This window comes from Streptomyces liliifuscus, from assembly GCF_016598615.1.
Lineage (GTDB): Bacteria > Actinomycetota > Actinomycetes > Streptomycetales > Streptomycetaceae > Streptomyces > Streptomyces liliifuscus.
On sequence record NZ_CP066831.1, the window covers coordinates 8,449,052 to 8,467,965 of the forward strand.

17 protein-coding genes are annotated in these 18,914 nt (G+C 70.3%); 5 read left to right on the top strand and 12 right to left on the bottom strand.

Features of this window, described 5'->3' with window-relative positions:
- Positions 1-8: 8 nt before the first annotated feature.
- Entirely contained in the window at positions 9-1,064 is a 1,056-nt protein-coding gene (locus tag JEQ17_RS36460; protein WP_200399227.1) for a lytic polysaccharide monooxygenase auxiliary activity family 9 protein, read from the bottom strand.
- Positions 1,065-1,228: 164 nt separating this feature from the next.
- Here JEQ17_RS36460 and JEQ17_RS36465 point away from each other — a divergent pair, with 164 nt between their 5' ends.
- Positions 1,229-1,717: a GNAT family N-acetyltransferase gene (locus tag JEQ17_RS36465; protein ID WP_200399228.1), complete on the top strand. Its 489-nt coding sequence runs from the start codon at positions 1,229-1,231 to the stop codon at positions 1,715-1,717.
- A gap of 40 nt (positions 1,718-1,757) precedes the next feature.
- On the opposite strand, the gene JEQ17_RS50565 is transcribed toward JEQ17_RS36465, so the two are convergent.
- The gene (locus JEQ17_RS50565) at positions 1,758-1,892 is read right to left on the bottom strand and encodes a hypothetical protein (RefSeq protein ID WP_257678067.1); all 135 of its coding nucleotides are present in this window, start codon (positions 1,890-1,892) and stop codon (positions 1,758-1,760) included.
- Between the two features lie 214 nt (positions 1,893-2,106).
- Between JEQ17_RS50565 and JEQ17_RS36470 the strand changes: the two genes are divergently transcribed.
- Positions 2,107-2,739, top strand: coding sequence for a class I SAM-dependent methyltransferase (locus JEQ17_RS36470; protein WP_200399229.1), 633 nt, complete (start codon positions 2,107-2,109; stop codon positions 2,737-2,739).
- 208 nt (positions 2,740-2,947) lie between these two features.
- Here the strand turns inward: JEQ17_RS36470 and JEQ17_RS36475 are convergent, their stop codons facing one another.
- On the bottom strand, positions 2,948-3,448 hold the full coding sequence (locus tag JEQ17_RS36475; RefSeq protein WP_200399230.1) for a DUF402 domain-containing protein: 501 nt from the start codon (positions 3,446-3,448) through the stop codon (positions 2,948-2,950).
- The gene (locus JEQ17_RS36480) at positions 3,429-4,349 is read right to left on the bottom strand and encodes a GNAT family N-acetyltransferase (RefSeq protein WP_200399231.1); all 921 of its coding nucleotides are present in this window, start codon (positions 4,347-4,349) and stop codon (positions 3,429-3,431) included. Before JEQ17_RS36480 ends, JEQ17_RS36475 begins: the two co-directional genes overlap by 20 nt.
- Before the next feature lie 71 nt (positions 4,350-4,420).
- On the opposite strand from JEQ17_RS36480, the gene JEQ17_RS36485 reads away from it, so the two are divergent.
- Positions 4,421-4,801 (top strand): GntR family transcriptional regulator, encoded by a 381-nt coding sequence (locus JEQ17_RS36485; RefSeq protein ID WP_200399232.1) that lies wholly within the window; start codon positions 4,421-4,423, stop codon positions 4,799-4,801.
- A 203-nt stretch (positions 4,802-5,004) separates the two neighbouring features.
- Here JEQ17_RS36485 and JEQ17_RS36490 read toward each other — a convergent pair whose 3' ends face one another.
- Positions 5,005-6,099, bottom strand: coding sequence for a DUF5925 domain-containing protein (locus JEQ17_RS36490; protein WP_200399233.1), 1,095 nt, complete (start codon positions 6,097-6,099; stop codon positions 5,005-5,007).
- A gap of 247 nt (positions 6,100-6,346) precedes the next feature.
- On the opposite strand from JEQ17_RS36490, the gene JEQ17_RS36495 reads away from it, so the two are divergent.
- Positions 6,347-7,768: a GH39 family glycosyl hydrolase gene (locus tag JEQ17_RS36495; protein WP_200399234.1), complete on the top strand. Its 1,422-nt coding sequence runs from the start codon at positions 6,347-6,349 to the stop codon at positions 7,766-7,768.
- A gap of 140 nt (positions 7,769-7,908) precedes the next feature.
- Here the strand turns inward: JEQ17_RS36495 and JEQ17_RS36500 are convergent, their stop codons facing one another.
- The 7 genes from JEQ17_RS36500 to JEQ17_RS36530 form a co-directional block, all read right to left on the bottom strand.
- On the bottom strand, positions 7,909-11,847 hold the full coding sequence (locus tag JEQ17_RS36500) for a lipopolysaccharide biosynthesis protein (protein WP_200399235.1): 3,939 nt from the start codon (positions 11,845-11,847) through the stop codon (positions 7,909-7,911).
- The gene (locus tag JEQ17_RS36505) at positions 11,840-12,667 is read right to left on the bottom strand and encodes a polysaccharide deacetylase family protein (RefSeq protein ID WP_200399236.1); all 828 of its coding nucleotides are present in this window, start codon (positions 12,665-12,667) and stop codon (positions 11,840-11,842) included. The genes JEQ17_RS36500 and JEQ17_RS36505 overlap by 8 nt, the downstream gene beginning before the upstream one ends.
- Positions 12,664-13,650 carry a glycosyltransferase family 2 protein gene (locus JEQ17_RS36510; protein WP_200399237.1) on the bottom strand — a complete coding sequence of 329 codons (987 nt, stop codon included), beginning with the start codon at positions 13,648-13,650 and terminating at the stop codon, positions 12,664-12,666. Before JEQ17_RS36510 ends, JEQ17_RS36505 begins: the two co-directional genes overlap by 4 nt.
- Positions 13,647-14,465 (bottom strand): glycosyltransferase family 2 protein, encoded by an 819-nt coding sequence (locus JEQ17_RS36515; RefSeq protein ID WP_200399238.1) that lies wholly within the window; start codon positions 14,463-14,465, stop codon positions 13,647-13,649. Before JEQ17_RS36515 ends, JEQ17_RS36510 begins: the two co-directional genes overlap by 4 nt.
- Before the next feature lie 365 nt (positions 14,466-14,830).
- Positions 14,831-15,925 (bottom strand): GNAT family N-acetyltransferase, encoded by a 1,095-nt coding sequence (locus tag JEQ17_RS36520; protein WP_200399239.1) that lies wholly within the window; start codon positions 15,923-15,925, stop codon positions 14,831-14,833.
- Between the two features lies 1 nt (position 15,926).
- Positions 15,927-16,304 carry a hypothetical protein gene (locus JEQ17_RS36525; protein ID WP_234048498.1) on the bottom strand — a complete coding sequence of 126 codons (378 nt, stop codon included), beginning with the start codon at positions 16,302-16,304 and terminating at the stop codon, positions 15,927-15,929.
- 265 nt (positions 16,305-16,569) lie between these two features.
- Entirely contained in the window at positions 16,570-17,778 is a 1,209-nt protein-coding gene (locus JEQ17_RS36530; RefSeq protein ID WP_200399241.1) for a S8 family peptidase, read from the bottom strand.
- A 315-nt stretch (positions 17,779-18,093) separates the two neighbouring features.
- On the opposite strand from JEQ17_RS36530, the gene JEQ17_RS36535 reads away from it, so the two are divergent.
- The gene (locus JEQ17_RS36535) at positions 18,094-18,903 is read left to right on the top strand and encodes an SGNH/GDSL hydrolase family protein (protein WP_200399242.1); all 810 of its coding nucleotides are present in this window, start codon (positions 18,094-18,096) and stop codon (positions 18,901-18,903) included.
- Positions 18,904-18,914: the final 11 nt, after the last annotated feature.

Genomic DNA, 18,914 nt, shown 5'->3' on the forward strand with positions numbered 1-18,914 from the left:
CGCAGGCCTTATCGGCTGTGGCGGCCGCCACTCACGGCACGGCGGCGAACCGACGCGAGCAGCGCCCCGGCCCCGAGCGCCAGGGCGGTCGCCCCGCCGATCGCGACGTACGGAGTGGTGCTCGAACCGCCGGTCTCGGCGAGGTTCTCCGAACCGCCGGCGGGCTCGGCGTCGCTCGCGGAGTCGTCCGCCGCCTCGGAGGGTGCCGCCGAGGCGGCGGAACCGGCGTCGGAGTCGGAATCCGACGTGGTGTCCGCGGCCGCCGTGACCGTGGCCTGGGTCTTCGGGTCGTCGTCGCCGTGACCGCCGTGCTCCACGGACGACTCGTCGGTGCCGTCCGCGATCTCCTGGTCGGACGGCGCCGACGCGGTCGGGGCCGTGGAGGCCTCGGCGCCGCCCCCACTTCCGCTCCCGCCCTCTCCGAACACGACGTCCGAGCAGGTGTAGAACGCCTCGGGGGAGTCAGAGCGCTGCCAGATCGAATAGATGAGGTGGCGGCCCGACTTGACCGGGACGACGCCGTCGAAGACGTAGTCGCCGCTCTCCATCCGCGGGTCGGTGACCTTGAGGAAGGGCTTCGACTCCAGGTCCGACCACTTCAGGGGCTTCGTCGGGTCGTAGCCGTCCTTGGTGACGTACAGCTCGAAGGAGCCCTTGTGCGGGGCCGTTCCCTTGTAGCGGAAGGTGCGGTTGCCCGAGGTCAGCCGCGTGGCCGGCCAGTCGGCGCGGGCCAGGTCGAGGCCCTTGAACTTGTCGTTGGCCGCGCTGCACAGCTTTCCGTCGGGGATGATCTCCTTCGACTTCCCGGCCGCGTTCGCGATGTTGACCCCGTTCCAGTCGTAGAGGGCCTGCGTGCCGCCGGCCGCGACCGCCGCCTTGCAGGCTGCGGACCTCGGGTTCTCCGGACCCTCCGCGAAGCAGCCCGCGACCCTGCTCACCGGGTCCGTCATCGAGCCGTGCGCGACCGCCGGGGCGGCGGCAAGCCCGGTCAGGGCGAGCGGGGCGACACCGACGGCGGCGACCGTGGCGAGGCGGGTGCGGGTGGCCTTGCGGCGAGCGGACATGGGGAACTCCTCGAAGCGGATCCGGGGTGCTTGTGAGCCTTGGGGCGATCAGCAAGCTAGCCCCTCGAAACCGCGAAATCGCCTGCTGGGAGGGGGTGAGGGCGATCCTTATGGTCCGCTTAAGGGAGTGCTGAGACTGCGATCAGGTAGGTACCGTTCCAGCCATGACGAAGACCCCGGAAGGAACCCCGGCGGACACTCCGTACGAGGCTCGGATCCGCCCCGCCGTCGCCGCCGACACGGCTGCCGTGAAGGCCGTGACCGATGCGGCCTACCGTCCCTACATCGAGCGGATCGGAGTGGTTCCGCGTCCGATGGAGGCTGACCACGCGGCCGACGTCGCCGCGGGGCGGGTGTTCGTCACGGGGGAGCCCGTGACCGGACTCGTGGTGATCGAGGCGCACGAGGACCATCTCTTCCTCGACAGCATCGCCGTTCACCCGGACGCCCATGGACAGGGCGTGGGGCGCCGCCTTCTGGCATTCGTGGACGCACGCGCGCGTGCGCTCGGACTGCCCGAGGTCAGGCTCTACACGAACGCGCTGATGTGGGAGAACCAGAAGATCTACCCGAAGTACGGGTACGAACTCGTGGAGCGCCGCGTGGACGGGCCGTACGACCGCCTCCACTACCGCAAGCGGCTGGCGCCCTGACGGCTCCTCGCGCTCCGACGGCTCCTGGCGCCGTGACGGCTCAGCCGTCCGGCCACCATGTGCGCGCGATGTCCTTTCGGACCTCCGGGCGCTCGGCGGGGCGCTCGTCGGCGTCGTCCCGCACGCGACGGGAGTCCGACTTCCTCAGGGGCTTCTGCACGGTTACACGGCGCATGGCTGCCTCCTTGCATCTACCGGGTTCCGCGTTTGTACGGAGGTAGACCGTTCCGGGGAGAGTGACTCATCGGTGCCCGCTTGTCAGTGGCGGTAGTCACGTTTCACCTGTGAGTCCACATGCCGGACAACTGGGGGTTCCGCGCAGTTCTGGCGCAGGTCCGGCGCAGTTCTGTCCCCGGCCCGTTGTCAGTGGCGGGTGTCACTCTGGGCACATGACGAGTAACAGCACAGGCGAAGAAGTGAAGAACGGTGAAGAGTGGCCTCGTGTCGACTGGGACGCCGAGGCCGCGACGTTCGACGACGAGCCCGACCACGGACTGCGGGACCCCGCCGTGCGCGAGGCCTGGGCGGCCAGGCTGCGCGGCTGGCTGCCCCGCGGCCCGGCCGACGTGCTCGATCTGGGCTGCGGCACCGGCAGCCTGTCGCTCCTCGCGTCCGAGCAGCGGCACCGGGTCACGGGTGTCGACTCCTCGCCCCGCATGGTCGACCTCGCCCGCGCCAAGCTGGCGGGGCGTGACGCGGCGTTCCTGGTCGGGGACGCGGGGGCCCCGCCGGTCGGGGAGCAGCGCTTCGACGTCGTCCTCGTCCGCCATGTGCTGTGGACACTGCCCGAACCGGGCCGCGTCCTGCGGCACTGGCTCGGGCTGCTCCGCCCCGGCGGACGGCTCGTGCTCATAGAGGGCGTCTGGGGGACGGTGAGCCCGGTCGGCATATCCGCCGACCGGCTGACCGGACTGCTCGCGCCCCTCGCGGAGGACGTCCGCGTGGAGCCGCTGTCGGACGACCCGCTGCTGTGGGGACGAGAGGTGGAGGACGAGCGGTACGCGGTGGTGGCCGTGCCCTGAGGGCTGCCGCGGGGCGGGGTTGCCGGGTGGGCTACCCGGCCTGCCGGGGGTGGGTTGCCGGGGTGGGCTGCCGGACCGCCGGGGGCGGGGTGCCGGGGCGAGAGCGGTGCCTGGGCGCCCAGGTCAGGAGCGCCTGAGCCGGAAGCGCCCAGGTCGGAAGTGCCCAGGTCAGAAGCGCCCGAGTCGGAAGTGCCCAGGTCAGGAGCGCCTAGGTCAGGAGTGCCTCGAAGTCGTCCTCGTGGGCGCGGAGTTCGAGCTCGTCAAGGGCGGACCGGGCGGCGGCCGCGGCCTGCGGATCGGTGGTCTCCAGACCGCTCTCCGCGAACTCGTCCTCGTCCAGACGCAGTACGGTCCCGCCGTCGGCGGAGCGCCACAGGTCGAGGTCGAGGTCCTCGACGACCAGTTCGCCCTCGGAGACGGAAGCCGGGCGGGTGATGTCGCAGTACCAGCCCTTCAGTACGCCCTCGGGACCACGGACCTCCTTCACCGCGTACCAGCGGTCGCGCCAGTAGTGCTCGGTGAAGACGTCGCCCGGTTCGAAGCGTACGAAGCCGAAGTCGCGGACTCCGGCACCGGCCCAGGCCGCTCGGACGGTGACGTGGTTGCCGTCGTCGTGCAGCAGCTCGGCCGGGTAACGGATCTTCGTACGGCCCGCTTTGACCAGGACGATGTCCAACTGGAGGGGGGAATCAGACGAGTTCGCGGACATGTTGCACCTCCGTGGCGCAGATCTCGTAGCCGAACCACTTGTTGACCGCGAGCATCGGTTCGTTGCCCGCGTCGTTGGCCGTGAACGCCTCCGTGAAGCCGGCCGCGCGGGCGCGGTGCAGGGAGTCGTTCTTGGCGAGCTTGGCGAGGCCGCGCCCGCGGTGGGCCCGGGCCGTGCCGGTCATCACGGTGCCGTAGCGGGTGCCGCCGTCGGTACGGGCGGCGCTGAACGCCGCGGGGCGGCCGTCGACGACCGCGACCGAGGTCAGTTCATGGCTGAGGAGGGGGTGGTACCAGGTCTCCTTCAGCCAGGCCTCGTAGTCCGTGAACTCGTGGGAGATGTCGCTCGGTTCGTCCGCCAGCGTCTCCGCGTCCAGGTCGAACAGCGGGCGGGGGTCGTCGGCGAAGTCCGCGGCCGTGCACAGTTCGACGTCCGTGGGCGGCTCCTGGCGCGGCGGCAGTGTGCACGTCGCCAGGTCCAGGCGGAGGAAGTGCGCGGAGCGACGGGGGAGGTAGCCGCGCTTCTCCGCGAAGGCGCGGTTCGCCGGCTCGTCCACGACCCGGACGAAGAGCTTGGTCGCGTCCAGGGCGGCGAGGCGCTCCTCGGCGGTCCTCACGAGGAGTGTGCCGGCGCCCCGGCCCTGGCGGTCCGGGTGCACGTACACGTTCAGATAGCCCTGGCCGGGCTGCGGGCTGTCGTACACGATGCCGACCTGGGCGGTGCCGACGAGTTCGCCGTCCTCCTCCGCGACCAGCGGCTGGAAGTGGGCGTCGGGGTGGACGTTCGCGGCGTCGTAGGTGATGGCCTCGGGGGTGGAGAGCATGAAGGGGAGTGCCAGGTGCCGGATACGGGCGAAGCCCTCGGCGTCTCCGGCGCGGAAGTCGCGGACGATCACAGTCATGACGTCGCACGCTACGTGGGCGGTGAGGCCGGGTGCCTCTCATTTTCCCGCCGGTGCGGGACAATCACTGCGTGACGCTGAAGATCGACATTGAGGACGACGCGGGGATCGCGCCCTACGAGCAGGTGCGCGCCCAGATTTCCGAACAGGCGCGAGCGGGGGCGTTGCCTGTGGGCTATCGGCTGCCGACCGTGCGGGGGTTGGCCGAGGAGCTCGGCCTCGCCGCCAACACGGTCGCCAAGGCGTACCGGGCTCTTGAGTCCGACGGGGTGATCGAGACGCGGGGGCGCAACGGAACGTTCGTCGCTGCCGCGGGCTCGGCGGCGGAGCGGGAAGCGGTGTCCGCCGCGCAGGCCTATGCCGATCGTGTGCGGCGGCTCGGGTTGTCCGAGGCCGCCGCCCTCGCCGCGGCCCGGGATGCGCTGCGCGCGGCGTATGGGGCGTCCGGCTGACAGCTGGCGGCCTACGGATGGTGGCTGACGGTTGGCGCCGGCTTGGCGTTGGTGGCTGTGGCTGACGGTTGGCGTTGGTGTTGGAGTGGCTCTGGAATGCTGCCGGTCGTTTGCTGTCTGCGGGCTCGTTGTGGCTGGTCGCGCAGTTCCCCGCGCCCCTGAAGGGGCGCCCTGGTCCGCCGAGTGACGGGTTGTCGCGCGGCCTACAGGTACAGACCCGCGTCCGCGCCCTCTCGTTGGTCCGGGACCGAGGTCGGGGTGGTGCCGCGGCGCAGGGCGTAGAGCTCGGCGAGGGTGGCGCCCTCGCGGCCCAGGCCCTCCTCCGTGCCCAGCCAGGCGGCGGACTCGTGGCGGGTGAGCGGGCCGACCTCGATACGGGCGAGGCAGCGGCCGGGGCGTACGACGGCGGGGTGCAGGCGCTCCAGGTCCTCGTTGGTGGTGACGCCCACCAGGACGTTGCGGCCCTGGCCCAGCAGACCGTCCGTGAGGTTCAGCAGGCGGGAGAGCGCCTGGCCCGCCGTGTGCTTGGCCTCGCCGCGGATCAGCTCGTCGCAGTCCTCCAGCAACAGCAGCCGCCAGCGGCCCTTCCCCGTGCCGTCCTCCTCGCCGATCGCGATGTCCATCAGATAGCCGACGTCCGAGAAGAGCCGCTCCGGGTCCAGCACACAGTCCACCTGACACCAGTCCCGCCACGAGCGCGCCAGCGTCCGCAGCGCCGACGTCTTGCCCGTACCCGGCGGACCGTGCAGCAACAGCAGACGGCCCGCGATGTCCTCGGGCGTCGTCTTCATCAGGCCGTCCATCGCGTCCGCCACGGGCGCGGTGTAGTTGGCGCGCACCTCTTCCCACGTACCCGCCGAGATCTGGCGGGTCGTGCGGTGCGGTCCGCGCCGGGGCGACACGTACCAGAACCCCATCGTCACGTTCTCCGGCTGGGGTTCGGGCTCGTCGGCCGCGCCGTCCGTGGCCTGGCCGAGCACCTTCTCGGCGAGCTCGGAGCTGGTCGCGGTGACGGTGATGTCGGCGCCCCTGTTCCAGCGCGACACCAGCACCGTCCAGCCCTCGCCCTCGGCGAGGGTCGCGCTGCGGTCGTCGTCGCGCGCGGACCGCAGCACCTGTGCGTCGGGAGGGAGCAGCGTGGCCCCGGAGCGTACGCGGTCGATGTTCGCCGAGTGCGAGTGCGGCTGCTCGCCCGTCGCGAAGCGGCCGAGGAACAGCGCGTCGACGACGTCCGACGGTGAGTCGCTGTCGTCGACGTTGAGCCGGATCGGCAGAGCGTCGTGTGGGTTCGCAGACATGCCGCCATGATCCGTCACGTGGGCGGCCCGTGCATCCGGTTTCCGCGTTGCACACCGAAGGGGGCACACCGAGGGGGTACGCCGAAGGGGGCGCGCGGGAGGGGCGCGCGGGAGGGAAACGTGTCACGTGTGCCGGCCCGCCCCCGAAGGCGCTGTGCATCACCTGTGTATCCCCTCCGTCCTGTTACAGGGCTGTGGTCGTCGGAACCTGTTCCCCCGCTGACCCCCGCCGTTACTGTTGCCCTTGATGGGACGTCATGGGTGGAATTCGGGGGCTCGGCGGTGGCGGTTCACCGCTCTGCTCGGTGTGGGCGTGGCCGCTCTGGCCCTGGTGCTGACTCTGATCCACACACTTCCCGGCGACGCGGGAAGCGAGGCCGGCACGACCCGCGACGGTGACAAGGTGCACGGCACACCGGCCGTTCCCCCCTCCGCGCCGAGGCCCGAGGTGGGCTGGGGCTTCACCCACACCCAGTTCAGCGCCGACGAGGGCAGCGGCGCCGCCACGAAGCGGGTGGAGAAGCGCCTCGGCGAGCAGCCCCTGCCGCAGATCCAGCACATCATGGGCTGGGGAGCGGACAACCCCGAGCCGGTCAAGGGGCGGTACGACTTCGAGGACATGGATCGCCGGATCGACTTCGTCCGGGAGACGGGCGGCACACCGGTCGTCACCCTGTGCTGTGCCCCGGACTGGATGAAGGGCGGCAAACCCGGCTCCGACAAGACCGACTGGAGCCAGGCGGCACTGGAGACGGCGCCGGACCGCGCCCACTACAAGGACTACGCCGCCCTCGCCGCGACCGTCGCCAAGCGCTACCCGGACGTACGCCACTTCATCGTCTGGAACGAGTTCAAGGGTTTCTGGAACGACGCCGAGGCCCGCTGGGACTACGAGGGCTACACCGAGCTGTACAACCTCGTGTACAAGGCGCTCAAGAAGGTCGACAAGGACATCGAGGTCGGCGGGCCCTATCTGGTGATGGACAGCCTCGACCCGCGCCAGAAGGAGAACGCGTCGACGACGCTGAAGGGCAGCTGGGGCACCATGGACCAGCGGATCCTCGACGCCTTCGACTACTGGAACAAGCACAAGGCGGGCGCGGACTTCGTCGTCGTCGACGGGTCCAGCTACACCAAGGACGACGACCTGCTGCCGGACGAGTTCGGGGCCACCGACAAGTTCACCGCCGTCAGCCGGTGGGTGCGCGAGCAGACCGGTGACCTGCCGCTGTGGTGGGCCGAGTACTACGTGGAGCCCGCCGACGGCGACGACATCCGCGACGGCTGGTCCGAGCCGCATCGCGTCGCCGTGCAGGCCTCGGGGCTGATCGCGATGGCCCGCGGCGGCACGACCTCCGCCTTCTACTGGAACCCGGAGACCGAGAAGGGCGCCACCTGTCCCGGCTGCCTGTGGACGCCGACCGACCGCGCCTCCGGCGGCAAGGCGTTGTCGATGCTCGACCTCATCTCCCGCTTCGACAGGGAGTTTCCGCCGGGCACGAAGTACGAGCAGGTGTCTGTCGCCGCGGACGACAAGCCGAACGTGCGGGTCCTTGCCGATGACAAGGCGCTTCTCGTCGTGAACACGCTGGATCGGAAGATCAGTGCGGAGGTCGACGGGGAGCGGTTCGAGATGGGGGCGTACGAAGTGAAGTGGCTTCGGCGGTAGCGCTCCGCCGGTGGCGCTCCGCGGGAGGGGAGAGCGGGGAGGGGGCTGGTGTTGTTCGAAGCTGCGGGCTCGTTGTGGCTTGTCGCGCAGTTCCCCGCACCCCTAAAGGGTGCGCCCCCTGCCGGAGCGCGCCCCCTCCCTCACGCCATCGTCAAGAACCTCTGGACCAACGAAGCCAGCAGCACCGCCAGCAGTGGTAGTGAGAACCAGAAGGTGCTCTGGAGCCACTGCAGTTGTCGCACGCTGGGGCGGACGGCCACCCGTACCACCTCGCGGGTCGTCAGCAGGAGGATCAGGGCGATCGCGGCGAGGCCTCCGACGACCGACCAGGGGGTCCAGGTGACCTGGGGGCCGATCGGACCGGGGTCGGGCTCGGCGACCTTGCCGCCCGGCTGTTTGCGCAGGGTGTAGATGGTCACGTCGTCGTTGGCGAACGTCTTGCGGAGTTCCGGGCGGGCGTCGAGGTTGTGGACGAGCCGGGTGTCCCAGGTCCTGGAGTAGCCCACGTCCAGCTGGAGATAGGTCACCTGGCTGCGGTTGACCATGAGGAACGAGTTCGGACCCGCGTCCTTGAGGGACTTGACCAGGCCCGACACCAGGACCGGATCGGGCGGCGCCAGTGTCGGCAGGTACTCCACCCTCTCCATGTCCCGCGCGCCCCAGGGCATCGCGGGCGTCACGTTGTTCACCGTGTCGTCGCTGAGCCACAGCAGCCGTACCGTCGGCTTGTCGTGCGCGTACACGTACTCCATGCCGGCGACCTCGCCCGGCCGGATCCGCTCGAACGGCTCGTTGCCCCAGCGGGCCACCAGGAAGCCGCCCATCAGGACGAGGCCCGCCATCAGCGCGGCGAGCGGGGCGAGGCTCACCCGGTCCTTGTCCCGTTCCTTCGCGGTGACGCCGGTGCGCGGGAACAGGGCGAGCGCGGCGAGCAGGGCCGCCCCCGGGAGGGCGAACATGAAGACGCGCAGCGCCATTTCGCCGCCGTACGACTGCATGCCGAAGCCCAGGAACGGGACGAAGGTGAGGACCAGCAGCGACCGCTCGCGGTACTTGTGGTCGCGCCGCCGCCACCAGCCCCAGCAGGCCAGCGCCATCACACCGCCGGCCAGCGCCACACGCGCGTACAGGACGAGCTTGTGGCTCGAACTGCCTTCCCCGATACGGCCGGAGACCGACGAGGACACATTGCTGCCCACGCCGCCGACCCCGCCGAACAGCTCGTCGAAGTGCCCCGACCAGTACGGCTCGGCGAGGAAGCCGATCCACACGCAGACCACGACGGCGAACAGGATGGGCAGGCCGCGCAGTTCGGAGCGGCCGATCAGGACGAGCACCGCGAGGACGCCCAGCATCACGAACGGCGTGAGCTGGTGCGCCGGGACCGTCGCCATGAACAGCCCGATCAACACCATGAGCAGCACGGCCCGTTGGCGCCGGTCGGTCGGCTCGACCTCCAGCTCGCCGGGCCGCGCCTTCGTCCACAGCACCCGTGGCGCCCGGAACCACACGAGCAGGATCGCCACGAAGACCAGATAGAGGAGATACGTGAAGCCCTGGGGGGAGAAGTAGTCCTGGCCCACCCAGCCGCTGAGCACGAAGATCCAGATGCCGGTCCACTTGGCCCGCCAGCTCGCGCGCATATGGCGTACGAGCAGGAACAGCGGGGCCAGATAGAGGAGTTGCATGGTCATCGGCCACCAGCGGATGACCTCGGTGAGGTCGGTGACCCCGCAGGCCTTGGCGACGAACGCGGCCCCCGCGAAGAAGCCGGGCCAGCTCCAGCGCGCGTCCAGGTCGGGCACGGCGGACCCGGTCCGGTCGATGTAGTCGATGAATCCGAGGTGCTGCCAGGCCGTCGCGAACCGCGGCTCGGTCTCGATGACCGCGGGCAGCGCGTGCAGCGACACCACGGTGGCCAGCAGCGTGACCAGCAGCAGGACCCGGTGCTCACGGCCCAGCCAGAGCAGCGAGGCGAACACCGTGACCAGCAGACCGGCCCCGACCAGCGTCGGCGTCGGCAGCACGGAGACCAGGCCGAGCCCGCCCATCCGGTCGAGATCGCGCTCGCCGAGTCCGGCCGCGGGCACCCAGTACAGGACCAGCGCGGCCGTCAGCAGACAGCCGAGCACCACCCCGAGCCGGGTCGGCCGCAGCCGCTCCCACAAGGACACCGGCGGCGCGGACGGACCGGACCGCCCACCCGTCTCCTGTCCACCCGCTTCGAGCGCGAGCCGCGAAGACCCCTTACCGCGCACGGCACCCGACGCGCCGGACGCTCTCCGTTCGCGCATGCCCTCCGACTCGTCGCCCGACCTGCTCGCCGACGGCTCGAAGGGGGCGTCCACCTCGGCCTCGGACGGGCCGAGGGAGGTCTCGGAACCGGGTTCCCGCTCCTCGACGGGCAGGCCCACCTCCACGCGGGCGGGGGGCAGTTGGAGGGGCGCCTTGAGCGCCCACGTCGGCCGGTGGTCGGGACGCGGTTCGCTGCGGCGCTCCGGCCGCTCGACCTTCGGTGTCCCGGTGGGCGGTGTGCCAGGACCGGGCCGTACGTCAGGCCGTCGCTCCAGGTGGTCGAAGTCCAGCTGCACACCGAGCGCCAGCGTGTCCGTGTCGAGCCGCTGAGCCCAGGCCGGGCCGCGCCCCTTCTTCGGCTTGTCCGGCTGCGACGCGGGCACATCGCGGGCACCCAGGTCCGCCAGGTCGCCGTCGGGCGCCGCGCCCTCGGGCACGGCGTCGGCCGGCGCGGTCCTGACGATCCGGTACAGCCTCGGCGCGGCGAGTGCCACGATCACCGCGAGGCTGGAGATCTCCGCCACGCCCGCGCCGGTCAGGCCCATGCGGGGGAGCAGGATCACCGTCAGCCCGAGCACCAGCAGGCACAACAGGCCCTGCAGCCAGGCGAGTCCGGAGGTACGGCTCTGCGCGCGCAGCACCGCGAAGTACGTCTCCATGACGACCCGCAGCACCGCGCCGACCGCGAACCAGCGCAGCAGCGGCGTCGCCGCGTCCGCGTAACCCTGGCCGAACACGCCGAGGATCCACGGCGCCCCGAAGAACAGCACCGCGGCCACCGGCAGCATGATCCGCGCCATCCGGCGCAGCGCGGCCCGGGTGTTCGCGGCCAGCCGCGCCGGGTCGTGCGAGCCCTCGACGGTCAGCGAGGCGCCCATGTTGATGGCGAGCAGGTTGACCGTGCCGCCGATGGTCGTGGTGATGTAGAAGTACGCGTTGTCGGCGGAGCTGACCTGCGCGGCGACGATCACCGGGACGAGGTACACCACGGCCAGCGAGAACAGCGAGCCGGTGTAGTCGCCCGCGAGGAACCGCCCGATCTCCCTGGTGGTGGGCGGTTCTGCGTGCTCCGCGGTCGCCTTCACATGCCGCGGCACCAGGCGGCGGAACACCAGCCAGCCCAGCGGCAGCACGGACACCGCGATGGCCGCGACCCACGACACGAAGACACCCATGGTCGGGATGGCCGCGGCGAACGCCACCAGCAGCACCAGCTTCACCGCCGAGAACACGGTGTTGCCGACCGGCACCCACAGCGCGCTGCGCAGTCCGGTCAGCACCCCGTCCTGGAGCGTCAGCACCGACCAGGCGACGACGGCCCCCACGAAACCGACGGCGATCAGCGGGCTGTGCAGGAAGCGGTACGAGGAACCCCAGAGGTTCAGCGTGAGCAGGAAGAGGCCCGCGGCCAGCGCCACGACCACCGAACTGCCCGCGTACGTACGGAAGATCAGCCGTCCGGTGCCTCGGCCGGCGACCGGGATGAAGCGCGCGAGGGCGCCCGTCAGCGTCACCGCGGTGAGCCCCGCGAGGAGCTTCATCGCGGCGATCGCGGCGGAGCCCTGGCCGACCGCCGACTCGGAGTAGTACCGGGCGGCGGCCAGCCAGAAGCCCAGCCCCAGCACGGCGGAGATCCCGGTGTTCAGCATCAGGGCGTAGGCGTTGCGGAACAGCGGGCTGCCTCCGGACGACCGGCCGAGGCCGGGCAGACGAAGGCGGCGCCCGGACCGTTCGGGTGCCTCGGACGTGGGAGTGTCGGCCTGGGCCGTGGTCGTGTCAGACACGGGAACGGATGGCCTTCCGGCGAACCTGTCGTGCTCTGCGGACCACGGCGTACCCCTTGGTGAGGGCGCGGTCCCTGGCGAAGGTACGGGCGACCGCGCGGCCCTCCACGAGCCGCTCGAACTCCTCGATACCGGTGCTGCGGCGCACGGTGACCCGCCGCAGCGCGTACGGCCCCTGGCGGCGCCGGGCGAGGCTGTTGCCGACGGCGAGCGCCTGGGCGAACCCGGCCTCGCGCACGATCCGGCGCACCCGGCCGCTGGAGTAGCCGTACGGGTACGCGAACGACGCCGGGCGCACGCCCAGCTCGTCGGCGACGATCTCCCGGCAGCGCAGCAGCTCGAACCAGAGCGCCTCGTCGGACAGCTGGTCCAGCTGCGGATGCGTATGGCTGTGGCCGCCGATCTCGACGTCCGCGCCAGCGAGTGCGCGCACCTGGTCCCAGTCGAGCATCTCGTCGAGGGCGCCCCCGGTGTCGTACGCCCCACGCAGCCAGCCCGTCGACACGAACAGCGTGGACGCGAAACCGTGCTCGGCGAGCACGGGCAGCGCGTGCCGGTGCACGCCCTCGTAGCCGTCGTCGAACGTGATCAGGACCGGCCGCCTCGGCAGCGGCTTCGACGCGCGCCAGCACTCCGCGAGCGCGGCGGTGTTGACCGGCGTGAACCCCAAGTCGCCGAGGAGCGCCATCTGTTCGGTGAACGCCTCGGGCGCCACGGACAGCTCCCGGGTCGCGTCGTTCGGCGCGGTCGCGACGGCGTGGTACATCAGAATCGGCACACGCGCATCACACGGATCACGCGCATCACGCGGGTCGTTCATCGTTCCGCCCCCTCGATCTGGACGACCGAGAACGTGGCCCCACCCCTGCGTGCCCGGACGCTGCCGAGTACGTACCCGCCCGCCGCCGTCACCACTCCGGTGACGATGGCGGCCGCCCGGCCCGCTCCGCCGGGGCGGGCGAGCAGCGCGTCGCGCAGCCCGCGCGCGACTCCGGCGGGCAGCACACGCGTGGTGTACCGGCGCTCGGACTCAAGGCCCTTGTCGGCGCCCACACTCCGCGCGACCAGCGCCTTCGACAGACCCTCGGCATACGTCCGCGTACGGAAGTACGCGAAGTGCTCGCGCGCCTCGGGGACCCGGTGGTGGATCACCGCACGGTCGTCGATCAGCAGGACCGCGTCCGGCCGGGCGTGGGTGAGACGGATGCACAGCTCCGTCTCCTCGCAGCCCAGCGGACGTTTGTCGCCGTCGCGCCCGATGCCGGTCGCGAAACCGCCCGCCGCGTCGAAGGCGGTGCGCCGGAACGAGGCGTTGCCTCCGAGCACGTTGCGCACCTGGACCCGGCCGGGCGGCAGCCCTTTGTACGTGCAGCCCACGACCCAGTCGAACTCCTCGGGGAACCAGGCAGGCCGGCGGCCCGACGCCCAGATCGGCATCGTACGGCCGCCGACGGCCATCACCCGCGGATCCTCGTACCCCTCGGCGAAGTGGCGCAGCCAGTCGCGCTCGGCCACGGCGTCGTCGTCGAGGAAGGCGATGACGTCGCCGTACGAGGCGGCGATACCGGTGTTGCGGCCCGCTGAGAGGCCCCGGGGGCCCGCGTTGGCGAGCACCCGAACCCCTTCGGTCTCCTTGTACTCCTTCGAAAGCCGGTCCAGGAGCACCTGGTTGTGGTCCACGACCAGGAGCGTCTCCAGGGCAGGCCTGGACTGCGCCCGCACCGAGGCGACCGCCGCGAGGATGTCCTCCCAGCGGTCCTCGGTGTAGACGCAGACCACCACGGAGATGTCCAGGGTTCTCAAGACACCTCTCCCGGCCCGGAGTTGAGTGCCACGGCGTGCGGACGACGACGCAGCGAGCGCCGGTTGGAGCGCTCCTTGAGGATCACCTTGAGCACCCGCAGCCCGTCCCGCACCGCCCGCAGATTGCTGGAGCCGTGGATCCGGAGGTACTCGTGGCTCGGTATCTCCTGGACCTTGAGCCCCGCCTTGACCACCCGGATGTTCATCAGGGTCTCCACCTCGAAACCGGTGCAGTCGAGGTCGATCTTGTCGAGGCAGTGCCGCCAGAAAGCGTTGTAGCCGTAGCAGAGGTCGGTGTAGCGGGCGCCGAACTTGCGGTTGACGGCCGTGCACAGCGCCCAGTTGCCGAGCTTGCGGATCGGCGTCATGTCGTCCGTGCCGCCGCCGTTGGCGAACCGCGACCCCTTCGCGAAGTCCGCCCCGGAGACCAGCGCCGAGACATAGCTGACGATCTCGTGGCCGTCGGCCGAGCCGTCCGCGTCGACCATGACGATGATGTCGCCGGTGGAGGCCGCGAACCCGGTGATCAGGGCATCCCCCTTGCCCTTGCCCACCTGCTTGACGACCTTGACGTCGGGCCACAGTTCGCGGGCGACCTCGACGGTGTTGTCGGTGGAATTGCCGTCGACGAGAACCACTTCGTGGATCCAACCCGGCAATGTCTTGAACACGTACGGGAGATTCTCCGCCTCGTTCATGGCGGGAATCACGACGCTCACCGGAGGCGCTATGGCCAGGTGAGTCGATATGGGCCGGTACTTTCCGGCTGTGAGCGGATCCTGGTCCGACACGGCCGGGCGCACAACAGAACTCATGAGTCTGATCCCTCTCGTCCGGTGGACCGCCCGCCCCTGGGCGGTCCGGCATTTTGTCCGGTTCGAAAGGGGGGTTTTGTCACTTACGGCATGCCGAAATCGATCTCCGTGCAAGCCGGGTGAGCTGGCAAAGCTGGCCGACTGGCTGGGTCGGTCGCGCGGCGGCACTCGGCACAAAAGCGGTCACCGAGCACGGCACCCCCCTACCGCGCCCCGCGCCGGGCCCTCTTCGCGATCCTGAGCCCTCCCCTGAATCGCATGTGCATGATGGTCCGATGCGGGTGGATGTACGACGGTATTGATGATTGAGACGATATGGCAAGACCTGGAACGTGGCCTCACGTTTTTGTTGGTTTGGACGTTACCTAACGGCCCGAGCGGATTTTTCCCATCCGCTTGAGCGCTTTGTCGGCCGGCTCGAACAGCTCCGGCCGCGACAGCACCGCGTTCCGCAGCGCCCGGACCGGGGCGCGCCGCGCCCGGTGCCCGAGCGCCACGGGATGGCGGCGCGTGACCAACCCCTCGGACACGACGAGTTCGCGTGTCTTCAGGGAATCCTTGTATTCCTTCTGCCCCCGGCCGAGATCCAGATAGGCGATGCCGTCGGCGGCAGCCGCCTCGGCCATGCGCAAATGCAGGACAAGGCCCGGGGAGTATTTGGAGAACGCCGGGTCGTACGCGGGGAACCAGCACGCCAGGACGCGTTCGGAGCGCAGTCCGAAGTGCGCGGCGATCGGCTTGCCGCCGGCGTAGAGCACCGACAGGGTTCCGGCGAACGGCTCGGAACGGGTGTGGAAGAGCTGGTGCGTCAGCCGGGTGATCCACGGCTGCGAGAAGCGGTCGCTGCGCCCGGTCCTGCGGTACTGCGCCGACTTCCATCCCATCAGCGTGAGCAGCGCCTCGGGATCACGCTCGTCGTGCACATAGCGGACCTCGCCGTGATCGCGGCCGAGCTTGCGGTCCTTGGCGAGCGTGGTCCGGGTGAACTTCGGTGACCGGTCCCGCAGTTGGGCCAGATACGTCTCGTACCCCCGGTCGACGTCCATGACCGGGGAGGGGAAGGTGCCGGAGGCCTCGGCCTCGAACGGCGCCTGGCCTTCCACCAGGTGGTCGAACTCCCACACCGCGAGCCCGCAGGCCCGCAGCAGTTCCCGTGCGTCCCAGGTGAAGCCGGGACCGTGGACGAGGCCCTGGCAGTCGGAGACGCCGAGACCGACGGCCCGGCCGACGCCGGCGGTGGTTCTCTGGAACGGGAAGAAGGCCACCGGTTCGCCGCTCTCCCTGACTACGGCGATCCGTACGCCGCGTCGGCAGCGTCCGACGGCGAGGGTGAACTCCGGTGACAGGAACGGGTTGGCGAGTTCCGGCGCGCCGTGCAGATGGGCCTTCGACTGAAGGGCCGACCACGCCGCCCGGTCGGCGGCGGTCAGTTCGCCGGGGCGGTACACGCTGATGTTCACGTCAGGATGCCCGTCTTCTCACCGTACGGCCACGGAACCGCCGTACCAGGACCAGCAGGAGAATGAGGGAGCTGAGCGCGGCCACGGCCGCGATTCCGCCACGGACCGACCACCGGTGCACCGCGAGCATGCCTTGGGCGACCAGGAGGTTGAGAGCTACTGCTGCTGACAGGGACGCAACGGTGCGGCCGAACGGTTCCATGCCGCGCAGTGCGATTCCTACCGCGGTTCCCGGAGCGGCCAGCAGGAAGAAGAGCGCGAACGGGGCGCGCAGGGGCGAGTCCATGTCGGTCAGGGCCAGCACGGCTCCGACGCCGGCGATGGCCGCGGCGGCGCCCGCGAGCAGGGGGAGCAGGTCCCTCCCCGGATCCTGGTCCAACCGCTCGTCACCACCCGATGGAGATGGGTCCGATGAAGATGGCTTGATACGTAAGGTCTGCATTGGCGACTTTGCCCCCCGACGCGCCGGATGCCGGGCTTCAATGTGGCCCAGCGTTGTACGGGGCGTCAAGATGAGGGCGCCGTTGATGTTTGGCCGCGGGTTCGTTGTGGCTGGTCGCGCAGTTCCCCGCGCCCCCAAAAAACAAAAAGACTGCGCAGTTCCCCGCGCCCCTGCTAAAGGGCGCGGGGAACTGCGCGTGTGGTTACGGGACGATCTTCAGGAGGCGGTTCGGGGAGCCCGTGCCGGGGCTGGTGACCTTGCCGGTGGTGGCGCCGTTCACGAGGGCCGTGGCCACCTGGGCCGGGGTGGCCGAGGTGTGGCCCGCCAGGTAGACGGCGGCCGCGCCCGCGACGTGCGGGGTGGCCATCGACGTACCGGAGATGGTGTTCGTCGCGGTGTCGCTGGTGTACCAGCCCGCCGTGATCGACGAACCGGGGGCGAAGATGTCCAGGACCGAGCCGAAGTTGGAGTAGCTGGCCTTGGCGTCCGTGCTGGTGGTGGCGCCGACCGTGATCGCCGAGGCGACGCGGGCCGGGGAGTACGAGGAGGCGTTGGCGCTGCTGTTGCCCGCCGCGACCGCGTAGGTCACGCCGCTCGCGATGGAGTTGGCCACCGCGGTGTCCAGCGTGGTGGAGGCGCCGCCGCCGAGCGACATGTTGGCGACCGAGGGACCGCTGTGGTTCTGGGTCACCCAGTTGATGCCCGCGATCACGCCGGCGGTGGTGCCGGAGCCGGCGTTGTCGAGCACGCGGACCGCCACGATGTTCGCCTTCTTGGCGATGCCGTAGGTCGAGCCGGCGATGGTCGTGGCGACATGCGTGCCGTGACCGTTGCCGTCCGAGGCGACGGTGTCGCCGTCCACGGCGTCGTAGCCGTAGCTGGCCCGGCCGCTGATCTGCGAGTGCGTGATGCGCACGCCGGTGTCGATGACGTACGCCGTCACCCCGCTGCCCGCGGTGTCCGGGTAGGTGTACGTGCCGGAGAGCGGCAGTGACGTCTGGTCGGAGCGGTCCAGGCCCCAGGGGGCGTTGGACTGGGTGGTGTCGGTGACGTGCACCGTCTGGTTCTGCTCGACCACGGCCACCGACGGGTCGGCGGCCAGTCTCCTGGCCTCGGCCGCGGACAGGGTCGCGGTGTAGCCGTTCAGCGCGGCGCCGAACGTCTTCTTGACCGTGCCGCCGTACTCCTTGATCAGACCCTTGCCCTCGGCGGAGGAGGCCTTGAAGTCCACGCCCTTCTTCAGCGTGACGATGTAGCTGTCCTTGACGGCGGTGGGGGAGTCCGCCGCGAGGATCCGGCCCTCGGCCGGCGCGGCCTGGGCGGGAAGCGCGGTGACGGCGCCGAGCAGGGCGGCGGTCGCCACGGAGGTTATCGCGGCGATCCGGATCTTCTTGCTACGCAGCTGTGCCATGCGAGGGAGTCCTCCTCATAGGCGGCGTGCGCCTGGGTGGGGCGCACGTCTGTGGGGGGTGCGCGCGTGATCGCACACACAACCAGGAGCGTTGCGTTCCGCTACCGGTCGAGACATCAGCGTGATCGATCTACGGGTGTAGCTCAAGGGAGTTGACGCTTTGTCACGCGCCTGTCATGAACACGCAATCGAACGCACAGTGAACACAAAGCGGAGAGGTCGGTAGGTCCGGAAAAGTCTTGGCATGGACACTTCCTGTCAACACGCGTAGCTGCTACGAAAGTTACGGCAGAGATCCTGCTAAAGGGAGGTTCCATGAGACGTTCCCGACTTACGGCATACGTGACCTCGCTCCTCCTCGCCACCGCCTTCGCCCTCACCGGGGCAACGACGGCGCAGGCGTCCCAACAAGCGGCAGCCACGGGCTATGTGGCCCTCGGCGACTCCTACTCGTCCGGTGTCGGCGCGGGCAGCTACATCGGCTCCAGCGGTGACTGCAAGCGCAGCACGAAGGCCTACCCCTACCTCTGGGCGGCCGCCCACTCACCCTCGTCGTTCAGTTTCACGGCCTGCTCGGGCGCTCGTACGGGTGATGTTCTGGCGAACCAGCTGGGCCCGCTCGGCTCCGGCACCGGCCTCGTCTCCATCAGCGTCGGCGGCAACGACGCGGGCTTCTCCGACGTCATGACGACGTGTGTCCTGCAGTCCGAGAGCGCGTGCGTCGCCCGCATCAACACGGCGAAGGCGTACGTCGACTCGACACTCCCCGGCAAGCTCGACTCGGTCTACTCGGCGATCAGCGCGAAGGCCCCGGCCGCCCATGTGGTCGTCCTGGGCTACCCCCGGTTCTACAAGCTCGGCGGCAGCTGCCTGGCCGGTCTCTCCGAGACGGAACGGGCCGCCATCAACAACGCCGCCGACTACCTGGACAGCGCCATCGCCAAGCGTGCCGCCGACCACGGCTTCACCTTCGGCGACGTACGCCCCACGTTCACCGGTCACGAGATCTGCTCCGGCAGCGCCTGGCTGCACAGCGTCAACTGGCTGAACATCGGTGAGTCGTACCACCCGACGGCCTCGGGCCAGTCGGGTGGCTATCTGCCCGTCCTCAACGCCTCGGACTGATCACTGCCGCG